Origin of the sequence: Aquimarina penaris (assembly GCF_040786285.1) — a bacterium.
Taxonomy (GTDB): Bacteria; Bacteroidota; Bacteroidia; order Flavobacteriales; family Flavobacteriaceae; genus Aquimarina.
This window is the reverse complement of sequence record NZ_JBFMKQ010000001.1, coordinates 342,932-361,127: the sequence shown is the minus strand read 5'-3', so window position 1 is coordinate 361,127 and position 18,196 is coordinate 342,932. Positions and strand designations below refer to the sequence as shown.

Annotated in this window: 9 protein-coding genes; 8 read left to right on the top strand and 1 reads right to left on the bottom strand. The window is 33.1% G+C overall.

Annotation, left to right across the window (positions count from 1 at the left end):
• Positions 1-110 precede the first annotated feature (110 nt).
• The 8 genes from ABW637_RS01305 to ABW637_RS01270 all read left to right on the top strand — a co-directional run bounded on the left by ABW637_RS01305 (position 111) and on the right by ABW637_RS01270 (position 16,084).
• Complete coding sequence (locus ABW637_RS01305) at positions 111-5,195, top strand: T9SS type A sorting domain-containing protein (RefSeq protein WP_367582818.1); 5,085 nt, start codon at positions 111-113, stop codon at positions 5,193-5,195.
• Between the two features lie 13 nt (positions 5,196-5,208).
• Positions 5,209-5,910, top strand: a complete 702-nt coding sequence (locus tag ABW637_RS01300) for a glycoside hydrolase family 78 protein (protein ID WP_367582817.1) — start codon at positions 5,209-5,211, stop codon at positions 5,908-5,910.
• A 172-nt stretch (positions 5,911-6,082) separates the two neighbouring features.
• On the top strand, positions 6,083-7,801 hold the full coding sequence (locus tag ABW637_RS01295) for a 7TM diverse intracellular signaling domain-containing protein (protein ID WP_367582816.1): 1,719 nt from the start codon (positions 6,083-6,085) through the stop codon (positions 7,799-7,801).
• Positions 7,802-7,876: 75 nt separating this feature from the next.
• Positions 7,877-9,559 (top strand): tetratricopeptide repeat protein, encoded by a 1,683-nt coding sequence (locus ABW637_RS01290; protein WP_367582815.1) that lies wholly within the window; start codon positions 7,877-7,879, stop codon positions 9,557-9,559.
• Between the two features lie 307 nt (positions 9,560-9,866).
• Positions 9,867-10,277: a SpoIIAA family protein gene (locus ABW637_RS01285; protein ID WP_367582814.1), complete on the top strand. Its 411-nt coding sequence runs from the start codon at positions 9,867-9,869 to the stop codon at positions 10,275-10,277.
• Positions 10,270-11,124, top strand: a complete 855-nt coding sequence (locus tag ABW637_RS01280; RefSeq protein WP_367582813.1) for a helix-turn-helix transcriptional regulator — start codon at positions 10,270-10,272, stop codon at positions 11,122-11,124. Before ABW637_RS01285 ends, ABW637_RS01280 begins: the two co-directional genes overlap by 8 nt.
• 402 nt (positions 11,125-11,526) lie before the next feature.
• Entirely contained in the window at positions 11,527-15,384 is a 3,858-nt protein-coding gene (locus ABW637_RS01275; RefSeq protein WP_367582812.1) for a T9SS type A sorting domain-containing protein, read from the top strand.
• A gap of 4 nt (positions 15,385-15,388) precedes the next feature.
• On the top strand, positions 15,389-16,084 hold the full coding sequence (locus ABW637_RS01270) for a glycoside hydrolase family 78 protein (protein ID WP_367582811.1): 696 nt from the start codon (positions 15,389-15,391) through the stop codon (positions 16,082-16,084).
• Positions 16,085-16,221: 137 nt separating this feature from the next.
• Here ABW637_RS01270 and ABW637_RS01265 read toward each other — a convergent pair whose 3' ends face one another.
• Complete coding sequence (locus tag ABW637_RS01265) at positions 16,222-17,934, bottom strand: 7TM diverse intracellular signaling domain-containing protein (RefSeq protein WP_367582810.1); 1,713 nt, start codon at positions 17,932-17,934, stop codon at positions 16,222-16,224.
• Positions 17,935-18,196 lie beyond the last annotated feature (262 nt).

Here is an 18,196-nt window from a genome sequence, read left to right as displayed (position 1 = left end):
TACGTATTTAAAGGAGAAACCGTAAAATGACACCTTTTGACACTGTTAAAAAACTCTTAAAATCAGATATTTATGGTAGTATTGCAACAATTTCTAATAAACCCCTTAATATGAAAATAAGATTACTTCTTTTAAGCATAACGATATTTTCTTTTATTGGTACTACAAACGCTCAGGTCACAATTTCTCAATGTGCGACACCAGGGAGTCTACAGGCGGGTGCAAATTGCCAGGTAGTCTTGCCGGATTTTACTAGCCAGATAATTGCAGATGATCCTACCAATCTAGATCCTATCTCAGTAAATCAGGTGCCGGCACCAGGTACGATGGTAGTTCCAGGTGATATTACCCTAACCTTTAGTGCATTTAGCAATTTTGGTGCTGATACCTGTATAGCTGTATTAATAGTAACGGGTAATCCAACTGCGTGTGGTACCTATGTACCCGACGATAATTTTGAGCAGGCATTGATTGATTTAGGATACGATTCTGGGCCACTTAATAATTATGTACCCACAGAAAATATTATTGGCCTTACCACATTGGATGTGTCTAATAAGAATATTGTAGACCTAACCGGTATTGAAGCTTTTGTAGCATTAACCCAGTTGGATGTTAATGACAATCAATTAAACTGGTTGGATGTTAGTAACAATATCGCTTTACAAACATTGAATTGCCATAATAATACTGCAATCGAGTATTTGGATTTAAAAAACAATACGGTTTTAACCAGTTTACGATGTGATAATGTTGGTTTAAGATCCTTAGATTTTAGAAATGGAAATAATACCAATGTGGTTTCTTTTCAGGCAGATAATAATAATATGAGATGTATAGCGATAGATGACCAATTTGGTGCTTATACAGCGAGTTGGATCAAAGATGGTTCAACGCGTTATTATCGTACGGTTTGTGAGATTTATATACCTGATGATAATTTTGAGCAGGCATTTATAGACTTGAGATTCGATTTTGGGACTCCTGATAATTTTGTAAGTGTATTTCCATTGGATACGCTGAGAAAGTTGAATATGAGTAATAGAAACATAAATGATCTTACAGGTGCTGCTGATTTTGCAAGTATGGAGGATTTCAATATTAGCAATAATAATATTACCGAGTTTGATTTTCGTTATAATACAAAATTAAAGAAGCTTGACGCAAGCTCTAATGCGCTTACTTCGATAAACATTACGGAATCGCCATTGTTGGAAGAGTTATCGGTTGATGATAATCAATTAACAAGCTTAGATATAAGTGCCAATACTGCTTTAACCCAACTATCGGTTAATGATAACCAATTAACAAGTCTGGATGTAAGTAATAATGTGGCTTTGCTTATTATAAACGCTAATAACAACGATATATCCAATATAGATGTAAGCTCAAATAGCAGTCTTGAGATTTTAAACCTCGCACAAAATAATTTAACCAATGCTTCAGATCTTGTTTTGGGAACGAATACCAATTTTAGTGACCTTGATGTAAGCGGCAATAATTTAGAAACCCTAGATGTAAGCGGTGTTCCTAATATGAATGAATTGATCTGTAGCAATAATAATTTAACCGAAATTGATGTAAACGGCTTTCCTCTCTTAGAACTTATATATGCAGAAAATAACAATTTAACAGAGCTTGATGTTTCAACCAATCCGGTTTTAGACCTTTTAAGGGTTCAGAATAACGATTTAACTTATTTAAATACTAAAAATGGATCTATCGACTTTAGAGTTTTTAACGCAACTGGAAATCCAAATTTAATTTGTATTGAAGTTGACGATGCTACCGCAGCAAATGCGGGTACAGGAAGATATACGAATTGGCAAAAAGATGCCATAGCTACATATTCAGCATCATGTCGAACCTACGTACCCGATGATAATTTCGAGCAAGCATTAATCGATTTAGGATATGATTCGGGGGTTTTAGATGATTATGTACCCACGGCTAATATTGACGGATTAACAGAATTAAGTGTACGCTACAACAATATAGTAGATCTTACCGGGATAGAAGATTTTGTGTCATTAATCACATTACGCTGCGATAATAATGATATTACAAGTCTGGATGTAAGTAATAATACTGCGTTAACAGATTTAAGATGCCATGATAACCCATTAGGAACTTTAGATCTGAGTGCTAATACGTTGTTAACTAGAGTAGATGCGTTCCGTACTGAATTGACCAACATTAACCTTACAGGGCTTACACAATTAGCTGTTTTAAAAGTGAGTGAAAATTTATTTTCGAGTATAGATTTAAGTACAAATACTGGCTTGATAGAATTAACAATTTCTGAAAATAGTGCACTTACTAGTTTAGATGTAAGTACCCATACAGAGTTAGTAAAGTTATATGCATACGAGTGTCAATTAGGAAGTTTAGATCTTAGTACCAATACAAAAATAGAAGTAGTTAATGTTCAGGATAATCTATTAATTACCTTGGATGTAAGTGCAAATACAGTGCTAGAAAGTTTGAACGCAGAGGACAATCAGTTAACAAGTATTAATCTTAGTGCCAATACGGGTTTAAGACTTCTATACCTTGATGATAACCAATTGACCAGTTTAGATCTGAGTAACAATACCAATCTTACCAGATTAGAATGCGAAAACAACAAATTGGTTTCGCTTAACGTAAAAAATGGAAGCAGTGCAAGTATAAGTACACTTCGTTCAACATCAAATTTCGATCTCAATTGTATCGAAGTAGATAATCCTACGGCAGCTACCGCTGGCACAGGAAATTATGGAAATTGGTTAAAAGATGATAGTACTGCCTTTGCAGACGGATGCGTACCATTTACTCATGTGCCCGATGATAATTTTGAGCAGGTATTGATCGATTTAGCTCTCGATGATGTATTGGATAATTTTGTGGTGACGTCCAACATTGTTGGAGTTACTTCATTAGACCTTAACAATAAAACAATTGCAGATCTTACAGGTATAGAAGATTTTGCTGCGTTAACTACTCTTAATGTAAACGACAATCAAATCACCAGATTAGATTTGAAGCAGAATACAGCTTTAACATCTATTCAGGCCAATAATAATCAGCTGCAGTTCTTTTCAGTAAAAAATGGGAATAATGCAAATGTCACTACCTTCTCAGTAACTGGAAATGCAGATTTGTTATGTATTGAGGTCGATGACGAAACTGCAAGTTATTTAAGCGCCTGGCAAAAGGATGCAACGGCTTCATTTGGTACAATTTGTACAGCTTGTACAGTCGATGGAACTGAAATTGCTACTCAAGCAGAATTAGATCTTTTTGTAGCTTATTTAGGTTCGTGTAATACAGTTAATGGAAATCTAACCATTCGACGTTCAAAGGATATTACAGATTTATCAGGGTTGTCTAGTATCGAAGTCATTAACGGAAAATTGTTTATCGGAGATAATGAGTTAATTACAACTTTAGATGGATTAGAAAACCTAACTACAGTGACTGACGGAATCAATTTATCTCGTAATGATATTCTAAGTGATATTTCTGCACTTTCAGGAATTGTGAATCCTACTGTAAGCATTACTATATCCGATAATACAGTTTTAACAGATATCACAGCGGTGCTTGATTTGACGATTACAGAATTAATATTTATAAATGGACAAACATTGAGTCATGCACTAACATTTTCTAATGTGACCACCTTAACAGGAACCAATACTTTCAATAGTTCAGGTCCGGGATCTTTAAATTTAAGAAATGTTGAAACACCTTCAGTAAGTTTTCCTAATCTTACTACAATTGAGAATTTTTTCAACCTAAGAGATATAGCTATTAATACGGTATCTTTTCCTTTATTAACAAGTGTTGGAAGATCATTTACAATTGATGGCGCCGAAAATACTACTACGTTTGATTTTAATGTATTACAAACAGTAAATGGCTTTACGTTTGAAGAAACTAATGTAAGTGATCTTTCTTCGTTTGCTAGTTTAACTTCAGCAGGAACTTTTATATCTATTGGTGATCATCCAAACCTAATGAGTCTGGATGCTCTTGGTAATATCTCATCAACGACTAATACATATCTTTATGTTAGAAATAATAATGCTTTAACTAGTTTAGATGGATTAGAGTTTATTAGCGGTTCTAATGAGATAATTTGGATAGAAAATAATCCAATGCTGACTCAGATTGATGCACTGCAGAATGTTACTTCGGTTGGATATTTTCAAATACTCGATAATACTCAACTTGCTAATGTAAATGGGTTAAATAATCTTACAGAAACTACCGAAACCGGAACAGCTTCCTATCAACAATCTACCATATCCGGTAATGCAATTTCTACATTGAACCTCACTAGTTTAAGAACAGTAGGAAACCAATTGAATATTGTAGAAACCAGAGTAACTAACTTCTGTGGATTATATCCCTATGTTACCGATGGTGATGGGCGAACCAAACTAAATCTTACCGGAAGCACATTTACCGTTGCCGATATTCTAACTTGTGAGGATGTTTTTAGCTGTCCTTTTTACGATTTACCGACGGATAATTTCAATATTGAAACATTTAGCGAGACCTGTATAGGCAAAAATAACGGTATGATCTCGATTGCAGCTACCGAGGCTTTATCCTATATTGCTACAGTAGATGGAAATACCTATGATTTTACATCGACACAGGAAATTACTGATATGCCACCAGGTAAGTATACCATGTGTATTGCTATCGATGGTATTACAGATTGCGAACAATGTTTTGAAGTAAACATTGAAGGCGCAGAGAAATTAACCGGAAAAACAACAATCTCTTCAAGAGAGCTATTTGTAGACGTTGAAACGGGTACCGCACCCTATACCGTAATGATCAATGGCGAAGAAGCTGGAAACTATACGAGCAGTAGTTTTGCTATAGATGTACAGCATGGAGATGCGGTTGAGGTATTCTCAAGCTTGGATTGCGAAGGGAAACTTTCTACCAAAGTAGATTTATTTGATGAGATCACCATATCTCCCAATCCAACTCAAGGCGATGTGACTCTTATGATTCCCAATACATTATTGAAGACCATCAATGTCGATATTCATAACACTTTAGGGGTTATGGTTTCATCAAGGGAGTATAGTATCACTTCAGAACAAGTGCTATTGTCAATGGTAGAATTACCCCGAGGGATATATTTTATATCGATTGATCAAGGGGCCACATTTAAAATTGTGAAACAGTAAAAAGAAAGTAGAAATGAAAAGAGTAACGATATATACGATCTTATTAGGTACAGTTTTGTTAGTATTATCCTGTGGAGGTAGTGATGATGCTCCTGGTCCAGCTCCCATATTACAAAACGAAGCGCCCGCAATCCCTAAGTTAGTATTTCCGAGTGATAATGTAACCTGTACTAGTGTTGATTTAGAATTTGCATGGAATACAGCAACAGATCCCGATGGCGATACGGTGAGTTATGTGATTGAGGTGGCAGCAGAAAATAGTTTTGCCACGGTATTATTTACGGCAGTTACCTCAGAGGCAAAAAGAGTGTTTGATCTAGAAAAAGGAATTACTTACTATTGGCGAGTAAAGTCAAGAGATGATAAGGGTAATGATAGTGGATATTCTGAAGTGCAGAGTTTTTTTACTGAACCTGAAGCTGCTATAAATACGATTCCTACAGTTCCAGAAGTAGTAAGTCCCGGATTAGGAGAGCGGGTATCCCCAACCAATATCACCTTAGATTGGGAGGCTAATGATCCTGATAACGACAATGTAACCTATGATATTTATTTTGGAACCAGTGACTCCCCTGTTTTAGTAGAAGAAAACATGACAGCTTCTCAGTTAGAGGTAACGGTATCATCAAGTACGATTTATTATTGGCGAGTGGTAGTTAAAGACAGCAATCAAAATGCAGCTATGGGTCAGGTATGGAATTTTAGAACAGAATAGTTTAATATCAAAATATAACGGAAGGTAAGGGGATCCGTTGGACTTTTAAAAAGACTGCCTTTCTATACAACCTCTTTTGCTTGGCGATACGTAATTGCAAAATGTACTTTCAAAAATAAAAGGCTTCCTATTATTTTGGATTATATTTGATAGTGCATATCCCAATATATCCATGAAGCGATCAAAAAACTCAAAAGTATCATCGAATAAAAAAATTCGATGGATATTTCTTATGGGTGTTTTTTTGATCTTTCAAATGGGTTGTACCTCAAAACCTCAGAGTACCCCTATCATAGAAAATGGGATAATAGATCTTTCGGGTTGGGATTTTAGTCAATATCCTGAGATTTCTCTGCAAGGCCAAAGTTTGTTTTATTGGAAACAATGGCCCATTGATGAAAACGGGAGTTTTGATCTTTCCAATTTAGTTCAATCCGATACCATTGCATTGCCTCCGGCATTATGGTCATCAGCAGGTTATGAATCTAAAGGATATGGTACGTTCCGGTTTTCTATTCATAAAGGGACATCAGATGAAACTCTAATCCTAAATATGGACCGGGTATTAGGTGCATTAGAAATTTGGATAAATGGTAAAAAACTTAAAAAATTTGGGAGCCTGTCCAAAAATGGAGATTCAGAAGTACTTAATGGTAGACCATTGCGCTTTGAATTACCAAAAGAAAAAACATTGGATGTAATGTTATTGGTCTCTAATCACAACAATAGACTGGGAGGTGGTTTTCCATTGCAAAACAGAATACAGATAGCATCGTATTTTGAGAGACAGTATCCTTCAAAACCAATTATTGAAGGTTTTATTACTTTAATCATTGTTCTTTTTGGAGTTCACGAGATATATAAATTCTACTCTTTTAACAAATATGATTACTTTCTTTATTTCGGTTTGTACTGTTTGATAGGAGCATCTAGACAATTTTTTGTTGGTGAAACCATAATCTATTATTTTTTTCCTGACCTCTCATTTGATATTGTTCAGAAGATGAGATATATAGGTTATTTTGGAGGCTTATCCGTAATTGTTTTATATCATTATGCGTTGTTCCCTTATTATGTTTCTAAACTCTTTGTAAAGTGGATGTACATTATACCATTAATTGGGGTGATTTACATTTTATTGGCACCTATATATTACGGGACATTAGCGGCACCATTTTTTCAACTATATGGATTGTTTCTTGTCATCATAGGTGTGTACCTGCTTCTAAAAGCTATAAAAGACAAAAAACCTTATGCTGCTTGGGTTTTATTAATTTTAGTGATTACAGCCTCAACATTCATTAATGATATACTAAATGCCATGTTAATTATACAAACAGCATATATAGTAAATTATGGCGTATTGTTTTATGTTATTTTTCAGGCATACCTTAACCATAAGGTGCAAATCAATAAAGAGCAGTTACTTAGAACACTATCCATTGATATTGAACAATTACAATTGGATGTTGATGATAAACAAGAAGAAATTAAAAAGCTAAGAACCGAAACTTTTCAACATTTTAAATCCAAAGAGCGGCTAGTAGACAATTTAAAAAAAGTAGCTTCCAACGATACGACCATATCACTACAAAATCTCATCGCCAATTTAAGGTCTGAGCTAATTGAGGATTCACAACTTTCTCTTATTAAGAACGACATTGAAACCCTGAATTACGAATTTATTCAACGTATAAAAAGAATTCATCCCAGGTTAACCAAAACCGACTTAGAGATTTGTACCTATTTAAGAATGTCTCTTGGTAGAAAAGAAATTGCTCGATTGCGTTTTACGTCTTTAGATGCAGTAAAGAAATCGAGAAACCGTTTGCGAAAAAAAATGGAACTTCCTCCCGAAGAAAATCTGGGGGAGTATATTAGATCTATTTAGGATCGTCCAGAGTAATCCGGGTCAAACTTTATCTGTATTTTTATAGTAGTCTTTTTTAATTTTTTAGATCGGTTAATGTATAAGTCATTTTTTTCATTAGTAATCTTTTTTATAGGTACGCTGACAGGGTTTTCTCAGGAAAGTGATCCTATAGTAATTAGATGGGAACAACAATTAGAAGAGGCAACAAGTGATTCTTTGAAGGTAAAGATATTATTGTCATTAGGGCGATACCATTTTAAAAGAGATTTCAATCGTATTGAAGAATTTACTTCTAAAGCTCAGGAAATAATAGATGCATCTAATTATAATTCAGCATTTCATCAAGCAAAAATTTCTGTTCAAAATGGAGTATTTAATGTAAGAAAATCAAACTATGGAAAAGCTTTAAAACATTATTATGAAGCTAAAACATTTTTCGAAAAACAGAATGATTCATTTCAACTAGCCCCTTTATATTTTCACATTGCCAATTTATACAGATTTCAAAAAAATTATCAAGACGCTTTAACTAACTTCAAAAAAGCGATTGCCATTAGCGATAGACTTGGTTTAGACAGGAATATGGCTATAAATTATAGATTTACATCTATTTTGTTTTCCGAAATGAAACAAAAAGATTCTGCTTTGTTTTATCTCGAAAAAGCGGAAGAAAAGTATGAAGTAATGAATCACAAAGCTGATCTTTTTGAAGTTTTATCTTTAAAGTCTGGGATACTAATAAGTGAAGAAAAATATGATGAAGCATTAGCTATTGAGGAAAAAAACCTTGCCTTTTTTAAAGAAGATAACAAATGGATATTGACAATGACCACCCATACTAATTTAGCGAAAGTTTATTTAGGCTTGGGTGATTTTAGTAAAGCCATTGCGAATGTTAATGAGACAATATCGCTATCAAAAAAACACCAATTACTGCAACCCAGAATAGAAGCTTATGAGATAAGAAGTATGATTTATCATAAAATAGGCAATTACAAAAAGTCCTTAGAAGATTATAAAGAATATAAAGATTTGTCTGATAAAGAATATAACATTTCAAAATCTAATGATATTAAAGAGCTGGAGTTATCCTACAAATTTGCTAATGAAAAGGCAAAAGACAGCATACTATTTAAAGAAGAACAAAGAAGGCTTATTACCATTAATGAAAATGAAGCATTTAAAAACAAACTCTATATAATTATAGTGATTTTAACTATTCTTTTAAGTTTCATCGGAATTAGGGTATTAATTAAAGAACTTAAAAAGGTTAAAGCTAGAAGTATAAAGACAGAAAGCCTCTTGGAAGTAAAAAGAAGGGAAGCAGACAACCTGGCTCAGGATGTCATCACTAAAAAAGAAACCATTTCGGATTTAATGAAAGAGTCTCTCCGGCAAATAAAAGTAAAAGAAAGACTCTTAGATGATTTAAATAAATTAGACCCTAACAGTAATGGCAGCAATAAATTAAATTTAAATGATATTATTTCGTATTTAAAATCTGATGTGGTAGATGACTCTCGTGTTCATTTAATTAAAGAACATTTGGAAGTAATGAATTATGAGTTGTTTCAAAAATTAAAAGATAAACACCCCAATCTTACGAATGTAGATTTGGAAATATGTTCCTATTTACGTCTTTCTTTGGGGCGTAAAGAAATTGCAAAACTTCGCTTTACCTCGGTCGATGCGGTAAAAAAATCAAGAAGTCGTTTACGCAAAAAAATGGAGCTTTCTACGGAAATAGACTTGGAAGAATACATCAAATCTATTTAGTTTTTTGTTAGGTGGCTTGTTTTTAGAAAAGATGGAACCCTTTGTTTTTTAAGCAGGTTTCGGACCTGTACCCCCTGTTGTACCCCCTGTTTTTTTTAGAAGAACGAATTTTGTTAGTTACTTAGCAAAGTATTTAACAATTAGCTATGATACTTTTTTTTAAAAAGATATTTACATCTCAAAAATCCGGTAATAAGTTTAAAGAGATTCAAAAGATGAAAGCAAAGAAAAAAGAACTGGAAGCTATCTTAAATCATTTACGAGAAGTAGAAGCGGAGCTAAGGCAAACACAAAAAAGTAACTAGATATGGACCCCTTAAATATGTATATCATGGAAGATCATGCAGCTTCGGGGTACACCCCTCCAACCTGGAAACATTACATGAATGTAGAATATATTGAAATTGATTTTACAGGACTATATAAAGATGAAGATATTATTCAATGTGTAGCAGATGCAGTTGAAATGGGGTTACAAAGAACTGATAAATCAGTACGAGCGTTGGTATATCTCAAAAACTCTAAAACTAGCCCAAATGCCATAAGAATTATCAAGAAATTAGGGAAACAAGTACAACCTAAACTCAAAAAATCGGCATTGGTTGGATCCGTAGGGATCGTATCCTTATTAATGAAGATCTATATCAGCTATACCGGTAGCAAGATCAAGTTTTTTACCGATAAAGAAGCAGCTATTAAATATTTGGTGAATGATTAATGTCGATACTCCATATAATTATAGTTATGAAGATGCTATTATATCGGTAATTACTACCGATAAGCAATTGGAGTTCATAGAGTTGTTAGCTGCACAGAATATTAAAACCCATTTGATGGATACGATCCCAAACAATATAGAATCCTGGGGAGTGAGTCCTGATACTATTATTTTGGATAGTATGACGAATGTTGAATGGGAAAAGCAAGTAGACGTGTTGAGACAAATTAACACTTATAAAGATATTCCGGTGATTGTATTAAGTAAAGAGGAAGTGCAAATCGAAGACATTTTTTCGACGTATAATAAAGAGTATCTATATGTTCACCGAGAAAATCCAAAATCTGTAATACGAGCAACTTTAGCAACAATTGCATATTGGAAAAAATTGAATAATGCCTTGGTAAAAACCAATCAGCTGAATAGAATTTTATCCACGAATTATTTAGTGTTGGATGCTAAAAATGAGTGTTTAGAAAAAGTGCAATTACAAATAAATCAAGTTAGTGATCTAGTTACATCAGACATTAAAAAAGAATTTATAAAGATAAATGATATAATAACTGATAATTTAAAAAAAGGAGATCATTATCAATTGTTTAAAGCGCATTTTGAAGAAGTACATCCTTTGTTTTATAAAAAGTTATTGGTGATGAACAAAGATTTATCTAATAATGATCTCAAACTTGCTGCTTTCCTTAAGATGAATTTTAATAATACAGAAATTTCTTTTTTTATGGGAATATCCATAGCGGGTGTAAAAAAAGCAATACAACGATTACGTAAAAAGTTAGGATTACAACCAAAGGAATCATTAAGACAGTTCATATTTACAATAGAAGTCTAAATTAAAGTAGTAAAGATGAGAATTAAAATTAATGTCTCCCACAAGTCTCCCATTTTAATTTTATATGTAATGATCTGGTAGTAAGTTTGAACCAGGAAAAATAAAAGTACAGAAGTAATCCAATAGTTGAAATACAATAACCCAAATTGAACATGAGCTATTCTTTTTGAATAGATAGAAGCAAAACCTAAAACCTTTTATGTTATGAAAACAATCAATTATCATTAGAAAGAAAGTATAGAAAGCGTTACAATGAACCTCTTTCTATCACTATCCTAAAAAGGAAATCTCCCTTAAAAAATAGAGCGTTTATTAAAATTATCACTTTGTAACAATATAAGTGGTACAGGATGCTTCATGCCAAAAGTGAAGCTGAAAAAAAAACCAATTAACCCCTTAATTATGAAAAGAAAAATTACTCCTTATACCTTTACCTGGTTGTTTATGTCTCTTGGTATAAAGCGAAACACCAGGAATACGCGCAAGCTAATAGCAATCATTGCTTTTATGTTTAGCTTTATACAAATGAATGCGCAATACACCTCGATCCCAGATGCTAATTTTGAAGCTGCATTGGCAAGATATGATAATATCCCGGGAGATGGTCAAGTACCAACAGGTTCAATTCAAATAGTAAGTTCTTTGGAGGTAAAACTTGAAAATATAGCAGATTTAACAGGGATAGAAGATTTTACGGCTCTTAGAACATTAGATTGTAGCAATAATAATTTAACCAGTCTAGATCTAAGTAATAATACCAATTTAGAAGAGGTATATGTAGAGCATAATCAACTTACTCATATAAATATTCAAAATGGTTCTAATGCTAGAATACAAAAATTTGTTGCTAAAGACAATAGCTCTTTAAGTTGTATTCTGGTTGATGATGCTACATTTAGTGCAAATGGGTGGGACATTGATACTGCTATTACTAGCTTTAGTGATACCTTTTGTAGGTATACAACTATCCCAGATGCTAATTTTGAAAGTGCCCTTGAAAATTTAGGTTATGATGATATCTCGGGAGATGGGCAGGTACCAACGGCTAACATTGAGGTGATAACTTCTTTATTTGTAGTTAATAAAGGTATATCAGATTTAACAGGAATAGAAGATTTTACTGCGCTTACAACTTTGCATGGTGGTTTCAACAATTTGACCAGTTTAGATCTAAGCAACAATATCAATTTAGAAGGTATGTATTTACAGAATAATGAACTTACATACTTAAATCTTCAAAATGCTGCGAATACCAACATAAGTAATTGTAATGCTACAAATAATAGTTCTTTAACTTGTATTAACGTCGATGATGCTTCTCCTGGCGCCGACAATATCTGGCTTAGTATTGACGTACAAACCCAGCTTACAGATACCGGTTATTGTCGTTATACCTCTATTCCAGATGCTAATTTTGAAAGTGCTCTTGGAGATTTAGGTTATGATAATATCTCGGGAGATGGACGAGTACCTACGGCTAATATTGAAGTGATAACAGGTTTAGATGTAAATGGTAAGGGTATATCAGATTTAACGGGAATAGAAGATTTTACGGCTCTTGAATATTTATCTTGCGCCTACAGTAATTTAACTAGTTTAGATGTAAGTAACAATACAAATTTAGAAAATATACGTTTAGAGGATAATCAACTTACTTACTTAAATATTCAAAATGGAGCTAATGCCAATATAGGAATATTTGATACTAGAAATAATAGCGATTTAACTTGTATTTTTGTTGATGATGCTGCGTATAGTACCGATAGGTGGACTGATATTGACGATCAAACCCAGTTTACAAATACCGATTATTGTGACTATACCCTAATTCCAGATTTTGACTTTGAAGGTTTTCTTGAAGTACGTGGTTATGATGATATCTCAGGAGATGGTCGGGTACCGACAGAGTTAATTGAAACAATAACAGCTTTAAATGTATCTAATATTGGTATAGGAGATTTAACGGGAATAGAAGATTTTAGAGACCTTACATCTTTATCTTGTACAAATAATGGCTTAGACAATTTAGATTTAAGTAATAATACCAATTTAGAATCTATAGATTTAGGCAATAATTCACTTACCCACCTAAACCTTCGAAATGGAACGAATACCAATATAACATTATTTGATACTAGAGGCAATCGCTCTTTAACTTGTATTCTGGTTGATGATGCTACATATAGCACAGGAAATTGGACTAATATTGACAGTCAAACCCAGTTTACAGCTACCAATTTTTGTGATTATACAGTTATCCCAGATGCCAATTTTGAAAGGGCTCTCGAAGGTTTAGGGTATGATGATATTTCGGGAGATGGGCAAGTACCTACCGCTAATATTGAAGTGATTACCTCTTTAAACGTATATCAACAAAATATAGCCAATTTAACAGGGATAGAAGATTTTACGGCGCTTAACACTTTAGCTTGTACCCAGAATAATTTAACCAGTTTAGATTTAAGTAACAATACCAATTTAGAAGAGATATATTTAGAAGTTAATCAACTTACAGAGTTAAATATTCGAAATGGAGCGAATACCAAAATAAGAGAATTTGTTACTTTAGTAAATAGCTCTTTAACCTGTATTCTGGTTGATGATGAAAGCTATAGTACTACAAACTGGACATCTATAGATTCCCAAACTAATTTTACAGATACCGATTATTGTGATTACACAACAATACCAGATGCTAATTTTGAAAGTGCTTTGGAAGATTTAGGGTATGATGATATTTCTGGAGATGGCCAAGTGCCGACTGCGTTAATTGAAACAGTAAGCTCTTTAAACCTATTTCAACAAAATATAGCCGATTTAACAGGGATAGAAGATTTTACAGCGCTTACAACTTTAAGTTGTTTCAAAAATAATTTAACCAGTTTAGATCTAAGTAACAATGCCAATTTAGAAACTGTACTGGCACATGAAAATGAATTAACAAGTATAGATGTTTCTAATGTACAGTATCTAACTACATTGTCACTTGCAGATAATGATCTAATTGGTTTATCACTTACAGATAATATAGCTTTAGAATTTTTAGGAATAGAAAACAATAGTATTTCTAATATAGATTTGTCTAATAATAAGGTATTAGAATATTTAAACGTCTATAATAACGGCTTAACAAGTATAGATGTAAGTGCTAATACCGAATTAGTAACGTTATTCCTCGCCAAAAATTCATTCACTACCGTAGATATAACAGTTAATACCAAATTGAAATCTCTAGATGTCTCAAATAATGTATTAACAACCATTGATCTTTCTAATAATATGGCATTAGAGCTTTTAAATATAGATTTTAATGCTATTGAAGATGTAGACTTAACTAAACATGTGAATCTAAAATATTTTTATGCAAATGGATGTGCCTTGAAAAGTTTAAATGTTCGAAATGGTATGAATACTTCTATTTTGGAGTTTGAAATTACTAGTAACCCCGATTTAGCTTGCGTCGAAGTAGATGATACTGAGGCTACTAATGCAGGAACCGGGAACTACTCGGGTTGGTATAAAGATGCCACTACTTTATATTCTGAGAATTGCCAATCTTGTGAGATTTATGATAATTTCCAGATTCAGGTGATAAGTGAAACTTGTATAGATAAGAATAATGGTAGTATCATTATTAGCACAAACGAGGACCTTGCATATAGTACCGAGATAAATGGAGAAGCCTATACATTTACATCAACAGTATCAGCCGATAACTTGGCGCCAGGAACATATCCATTTTGTATTACAGTCGAAGGAGATACCAACTGCGAACAATGTTTTGAAGTAAACATTGAAGGCGCCGAGAAATTAGCCGGAAAAACAACGGTATCTGCCAATGAGCTATTTGTTCAGGTTGAAACTGGTACGGCACCATTTTCTGTACTGATTAATGGTAAAGAAACTGCATCATACACCACCAATAGTTTTTCTTTGGCTGTTGAGCATGGTGATACGGTAGAAGTTTTTTCTAGTTTGGACTGCGAAGGGAAACTAATAGCTAAACAGATAAATTTGTTTGATGAAATTACCATAGCACCTAATCCAACACAAGGCAATGTAACAGTAACGATACCAAGTGTAGGATTAGAAACTATGCAAGTTGATATATATAATGCTTTGGGACTTAGGGTGTCATCGAAAGTGCATACTATTACATCGGGTAGCGTTGTGTTACCTACTCAAAACTTATCAGCAGGCATTTATTTTGTAAGCATCAATGAAGGAGGATCAAAAATCTTTAAAATTGTAAAACAGTAAAAAGATGAAAAGAGTATACTTATATATTACAATAGTAAGCGCAGCATTACTATTCTCTTGTAGTGGTGGTGATGATGCTGGAGTTGCTGTCGGTTCATTTAATGACGCTCCGACAATACCTAAACTGGTATTTCCTGCAGATAATCTAACGTGTACAAGCTTCAATTTAGAGTTTGCCTGGGAAACGGCTAGCGATGCTAATGGGGATACAGTGAGTTATGTGATAGAGGTGGCTTCAGAAAGTAGCTTTGCTTCGATATTGTTTACAGCAATTACTTCAGATCCTCTAAGAGTATTTACTTTAGAAAAAGGAATTACCTATTACTGGCGTGTAAAGGCCAGAGATAGTCAGGGTAGTGATAGCGAATATTCAGAAGTACAAAGTTTCTTTACCGAGCCCGATGCTTCAGTTAATAGCCTTCCTTCGGTTCCTGAATTGATAAGCCCCGAACTTGGAGACAGAGTGTCAGGCACCAATATCACTTTAGATTGGGATGCGAGTGATGCCGATGGAGATGACTTGTTGTATGATGTTTATTTTGGTACTACGAATTCTCCTTCTTTAATAGAAGAAAATATCACAACCTCGCAATTAGAAGTGACAGTAACTTCGAACACGATTTATTACTGGCGAGTGGTGGTAAAAGATAGTAACCAAAATGCAACCATGGGTCAAGTATGGAATTTTAGAACAGAATAGTTTAGTATCAAAATATAACGGAAGGTAAGGGATCCGTAGCATGTATAATTACAATTACCCACTCATGAGATTGAGTGGGTTTTTTTATAACACCACACCAATTTTTTTTAACCTTCAATAGGGCTCAATCCAATTTATTACAACTCCTTACTTTTTTGTTCTTCATGTAAAGAAATGATAAATTTCTCCAGAGACTCTTCAGGGGTTATGTCAATTTTTTTACGCAAACGATACATGCTCTTTTTGACTGCGTCAAAGGAGGTATTTCTAAGTACCGCTATTTCTTTTCTTGTGAGCCCTAATAATACGAAAGAAGCTAGTTCAATATCTCCTTTTGTAAGAGTAGGATAGGTCACTTTTAACGTATTTGTGTATTCTATATTAAGCGCATCGATATCTTGCTTTAATATCTCTAATTTTTTGTCTTCAATCTTATCAGCTTGTAAGCTTGTAATGACCTCTTTAATCGTTATACCCTCTTGTTCTCGATTAACTTTTTTAAGTTCCTCTGTAAGGTGTTGCTTAGACTTTATATATTTTAAAGTTTCTACGGTCAATGATGAGATTTTATCATTTTTATGAACTATTTCTTGTTCTTTTAAGACTATCTCTTTTCCTAATTGAATTCTTTGCGTTTTTAATTGTTTGTAGCGATCAGCCAAAGCAGAAGAGAGCATAAAAACCTCAAATACAGACCCAATTAAATAAGCATTAAGTGTAAATGTATTTCCGGGAATAAAATTTAGTGTGCCTAATGAATATAAAGTGATTCCTAAAAAATAAATTGACCATCCAAAAATTAAAAATCGTGCATATTTATTTCCTTTATAGTAAACAACTATTCCCGAAAAAATTGCAACAACAGAAAAATAGACACCAGAGTAACTAGAAAAGCGTACATCGGTATATGTATTAAAAAACTCGTAATTAATTAAAGGATAAAGAATAGCAATAATAATAAATACAATAATGCTTTTTAGCGCCCAGTCAGCATACTTACTATAAGTTTTTGCATCCAGAAAACGAATACAAAAATAGCTAGAGCATATGGTAGCAAAACAATAAGTAAACGAAAGCCCCCATTCTTGTAAAAAGGGATTATTATCAATAACATAAAGTTTTGTAAAACCTCTTATATGTAACTGAACAGCCAATGTACCCAAAACAGTTATACAGTATATAAAGTAAACCGGATCTTTTAAAGCTCTTGCCAAAAAAAAGTTATATGTAGTAACAGTTAATAATACACCTATGAGAAGGCAACAAATAATAAGTGCTATTTGTTCATTTTTATAATAATTGGGTTGATCAAATAATTTTATGGCGAATGTTTTTCCAAATTTACTAATGGTTCTAATATAAAAAGTACTCGTATGTTTTTCTTTAATTTCTAAAGGAAAGGATATTGAATAACCCGGTAGTTTTTTATCTTTTTCAGCAATCATTTGTCCAGATTGAAGCATTTTCCAAGTGTTATTTTCCTTATAAAAAAATTGTATAGAATCCTGTAATGATTTTCGAATGCTTAAAATTCTTTTGATAGATGTATCCGCAGAGTTTTTAATTCTAAACCTTAACCATACTGCTTTATTACTATAGCCAAAATTTAAAATATCTTTTTTAGATTCAGTAAAATTCTTTTTTGAAATACTTTCAATAGAAAGGGAACGACCATCTTCTTGAAAAGATTCAATATGTTTACCCAAAAAATTTGAACCTCCAGTAGTATTGCCATCAATTGGTACAATATCAGTTTCGTCCTGTGCGCTACAGACAGACATAAAAAACAAAAAGAACACATATATAGGAATAGGCACTTTTACAAAGGGTGAAAAAACAGAACTATTCATATATGATCTCTTTCCTTGAGAATTAGAACCATAAATATACTTTAAATCTGGACATGTGTCCAAACAACATGAGTTAATAAAGATGCTGATATTAAGCAGCTTACAAAAATGTCCCCCCCTTTGTCTCCCCTTTAAATGATAGCTTGTATCAATTAATAAAATATTTTTGCTTCAGAATAAAAAGACGAACCCGTACACGATTGCTGTAATGTTATTTTAAACCTACTATTATAGTCTTAATTTATTCTGAATAACTAAGAAC